The organism is Parafannyhessea sp. (assembly GCF_051876455.1).
In the GTDB taxonomy this organism is placed as follows: domain Bacteria; phylum Actinomycetota; class Coriobacteriia; order Coriobacteriales; family Atopobiaceae; genus Parafannyhessea.
This window is the reverse complement of record NZ_JBJEHW010000068.1, coordinates 1-4,041: the sequence shown is the minus strand read 5'-3', so window position 1 is coordinate 4,041 and position 4,041 is coordinate 1. Positions and strand designations below refer to the sequence as shown.

The 4,041-nt window shown below is 61.4% G+C and carries 2 protein-coding genes; both read right to left on the bottom strand.

Annotated elements, in window-relative coordinates:
• Positions 1 to 1,030 (bottom strand): DUF262 domain-containing protein (locus ACI38Z_RS03255; RefSeq protein WP_439788753.1); only part of this gene is annotated, 1,030 nt, incomplete at its 3' end.
• Positions 1,031 to 1,070: 40 nt separating this feature from the next.
• Positions 1,071 to 4,041, bottom strand: a 2,971-nt coding sequence (locus ACI38Z_RS03250; protein ID WP_439788752.1) for an Eco57I restriction-modification methylase domain-containing protein, incomplete at its 5' end; no start/stop codon positions are given.

Genomic DNA, 4,041 nt, shown 5'->3' with positions numbered 1-4,041 from the left:
AGTAGAGGTAGGGCTGCTCGGCCGCAAGGATGCCCTCGTAGCCCTTGACACGCGTATAGAGGTCTGCGAAGTAGAAGAACTCCTTGATGAACCTCACGAAGTCATCGGAGCCGTTGAGGCCCATGCGGACGTGGTTGTCCCGGACCCACGTGTGGAAGCTGCCTCCGATGAGGTCGAAGTCCTCGGGCTCGGCGCCCTTCTTGTTCTCGCGGATGGTCTGGGCGTACTTGGCGCGGAGCCACGCCTTGATGCAGTCCTCCTCCTCGCCGTTACCAAGCTCCTTGAGCGCGAACACCTTCTCCTTCCAGGTACCGTTTAGCTTCTCGCGCAGCTTGTCGTCGGCTACCTCGGAAAGCAGGTACCCCTTGAGCATCTCGGCTGAGGTGAGGCTGAGACCGCGGTCGTTCATGGTCACGAAGACCTTGTAGGCGTCCTGCTCGGTCTCTGTGGGAATCTCGATGAAATAGACCTTCTCCGCCAGCCAGTCGGCGAAGTAGGGCATGGCGTGGTCGTCGATCCTCCCGGGGAAGAGGTCGACGATGTCCTGGTACCTCCCGTAGAGGTTCATGACGCTCTCGCCTGAGCCGGTCGTGTCGAAGTCCTTGTCCTCGAAGAGCGCCCGGAGGCAGTCCTCCCGCTCCTCGACTGAGATGTTGAAGGAAGACTTGCCATAGCTCTCCGAGTAGATCATCTGGTCGATGGCGCTGACCGTCACGTTGATGTCGAGGAGGCGCCGCCTGACATAGATGAGAAGCAGCGTGAGCGAGGAGAGGCGTTGCTGCCCGTCGATGATAGCGTTCTCTCGCCCCGCGAGCACGACGCTGCCCATGAAGTAGACACCGTATTTCGATACTTCAGTCCGCTCGTGGCTCGGGTCGTAATAGGTCAGGAACTCGTCAGTGAGGTCATCCACGAGCTCCTGGATCTGCTTGCGCTGCCATGCGTACTCGCGCTGGTAGTAGTGGATGGAGTACTTGGTGTTCTGGAGAAGCTCCTTGAGCGACTTCTCGTGGCCCTCGATCTTTCTCATGTGGTTTGTCTTCCTATGATTAGATACTGTACATAAAGTCCTAGTCCATCGGCTTTACGACGGACTCGACGAAGGCGATCTCATTCTCGTTGAGTCCGTAGCGCTCGTAGAGCATGTCGTCGGTCCACTCGTGGTCATACGTGAGGTCAGGTACGAACGCAAAGGTGTCTTTCGTGACGTGCTGAGCAAGCTTTCGTAGCGAAATCAGAAAACGAACGAGACGTGTACGGAGGTAGGATACGTACGAGAGAGCTTCGCTCTCATGCTCAAAGAGCCCGGCGACAAGGTAGGTCTCCGAGCATGCAGTGCTAACGCCGGCAATGATGGGTGTAGAGAGGAACTTGGTCTCGACGGCGGCGCTGGTGCCTTGGACGGCTGTTACGAGTACCTTCCAAGCATCCAGCCAATCTTGGTGGTTGGGAACATCTTTTCTCTCAATCCAGCTGACGCTCTGCGAGCCATAGAGCTTAACCGGATCGTCAAGACCATCGGGGCTTTCGCTACCGTGGAAATACGTACGCAAACCAAAAGGCTTGGAGCTAGATACCCTAGCGTCAAGTGTCGGCTCGCTCTTCGCTCGTACCTTCTCCAAGATGGGCAAGGCCTCGTTCCTTCTCACGAGAACGTCGTACTCATCGAGGTAGCGGGCGATCGCCTCGCCCACGGGCTTGCCGTCCTCCATGGTCTGGACGGTGCAGGGGCCGTCCCAGGAGCGGTCCCAGAGGAAGTACGAGATGCCGCCGCGTATCTTAACGTTCGGGAAGGGCTCGTAGAGCTTGGGGAAGTCAACGAGCTCGCGCAGGTGGTGGTCGTGGAGCATGCGGTCGCGGTAGTCGTCCAAGCCCTTGCCGCCACTGAACCATCGCGACGGTGTGATCATCGAGACGTACTCCGGGTCGAGGTCGATGGCGGTCTCGACGAACTCCTGATAGACGGGCATAGCTGAGTTGTTATGCCCTCCGTCGTCCTTCTGATAGGGCGGGTTGCCCACGATTGCGCTGAATTCCACGGCCCCTCCGAACTGGTCGTCCCAATAACTGCCCCGGGCAACCTTGCGCATGAACTGCTGGCGCTTGTTGGCCATCACGTTGTCGAGGTCCTCCACATAGCGCATGTTGACCGGAATATTCTCGCTGTAGCCCACGAGCGTGCGGCGCGTGATGGCCTTGGCCATGGGCGTCTTGCAGATGACGAAGACGCGGTTGCGCACGACCTCGTTCCATACCTCTCGCTGCCGCTCCGGGCTCGCGTCGACGAAGCGGTCTCCCATGCTCGCGCGGAACATCGAGTAGGTCACGTAGAGCGGGTAGAGGCCGGTCTTCGAGTTGATCTCGAGGATGTGGGTGCTCGGCTCGTCGAAGAGGGTTCTCTGCTCGCCAGGCTCTGGGCCGAGGCTTCCGAACAGCGTGGCCTGCCCCTGATAGGCAGCCTTGCCGCCCCAGAAGACGCGGCGCGTCACGGCGCCATGGTCGACGAAGCGGGGCTCTTCCAGCTCCGTCGTGTGGCCCTCGTCCCAGAAGTCCCAGCCGCCGAGCATGCCGCCCATATGCATGTTCACGACGCGCCAGGGCGTGAGCACCGTCTCCTTGTCCGGGTTCTTGAAGTATCCGAAGAGGTGGGCGATCTCCTTGACCCGCTTGGTGGGAGCCAGCGTGTCGGCATGCCGCGTCACGTTGCGGATGCGCCTGCCCGCCTCCACGAACACGTCCTCGTCGTAGTACTTCACGAAGCGGCGGAAGACGCGCTTGGTCACGCCCTTGGGCATGAACTCCTCCCAAGAGCGCTCGTCCACCATGTCCACGAACCTCTTGAGGTCGATGTCCTCCTCGTAGGGCACGTCCGCCCCGTATATGAGCAGCGGCATGCGAACGCTTATGCCGGTGAGTATCGATATGGCCGCCTTGCGGTTCTCCTTCGCCTTCCTGAGCTTCTCGAGGAGCGCCTTCTCCTCGGCGGTGAGCTCCCGCTTGGGCTTCTTCTCGGCGCGCTCTACCTGTTCGCGCTCCTCGTCGGTGAGCCCCTGGTCGTTGATGGGGATGTCGGTCGGCGTCTTCGAGGGCTTCGTGGCGCCGACAATCTCCTTGAGCTTGTCAAACTCCCTGAGGTCACCCTTGCTGAGGTTCAGGAGCTCCTGGTTGTACAGGTTCTGGTCCTCGAACCCGTTGCGCACGACGGCCTCGGCCCAGGCGCGCTTGAGCTGGCGCAGAAGCCTGCCGGTGTCGTAGCGCTCCATGCGCGAGCCGCTGATGCCGATGACGGGGCAGAAGTTGAGGAAGGCTCCGAGCGCCTCGCGGTCGCCCCTCGATGTGCGTCCCGCCTTGGCCGAGACGGAGACCGCCTTCGCGACCATCTTGAGCGTCCTGTCGGGCGCGAAGTCGAAGACGTAGGCGCGCTCCTTGGCCTTGCCGCCCATGTCGCAGGGCGACTGCACGCGGAAGATCGTCTGGAGGTAGTTCGTGGCGCTCGTCGAGTAGCTGCCCGCGAGCATGAGCACGGCCGTCCACTCTCGCACGGTCACGCCCGTTGTGAGCCTGCCGCAGGAAAGCGTGATGGTGTAGGTGCCCGCGCGGTCGGCGCCGCGGATGGCATTCTGCACGTATTCGAGTGCGTTGTCGCTTTCCTCGTCGCCGTCGCCGGCTACGTTCACGATGTCGAACTGCCCGCTGCCAAAGACGGGATGCGCCAGCATGAGCTCCTTCAGGGCCTTGGCGGCGCGGACGCCGGGAACCATCCAGAGCGTGTGCCGGAAGAGCCGGCGGTAGCCGTCGCGCGAGTAGGGGTAGTTGCTGCCGGAGTCGCTCTTGCACAAGAGGTTGAGGAAGCTCCACACGTCCCTCTCGTGGGCAAGACGCCCGTCGTCGCCCACGCGGAAGAACTCAGCGAAGTTGAAGGCCTTGTCGTCGAGGGCGACGTAGCCCTCGTTGCGGAAGACGTCGCCGAGGTCGTAGGTGTAGATGCGGAGCTGCGGCAGGTCCTCGTAGGGGTTCGAATCGCCGAAGTGCAGCTTGTCC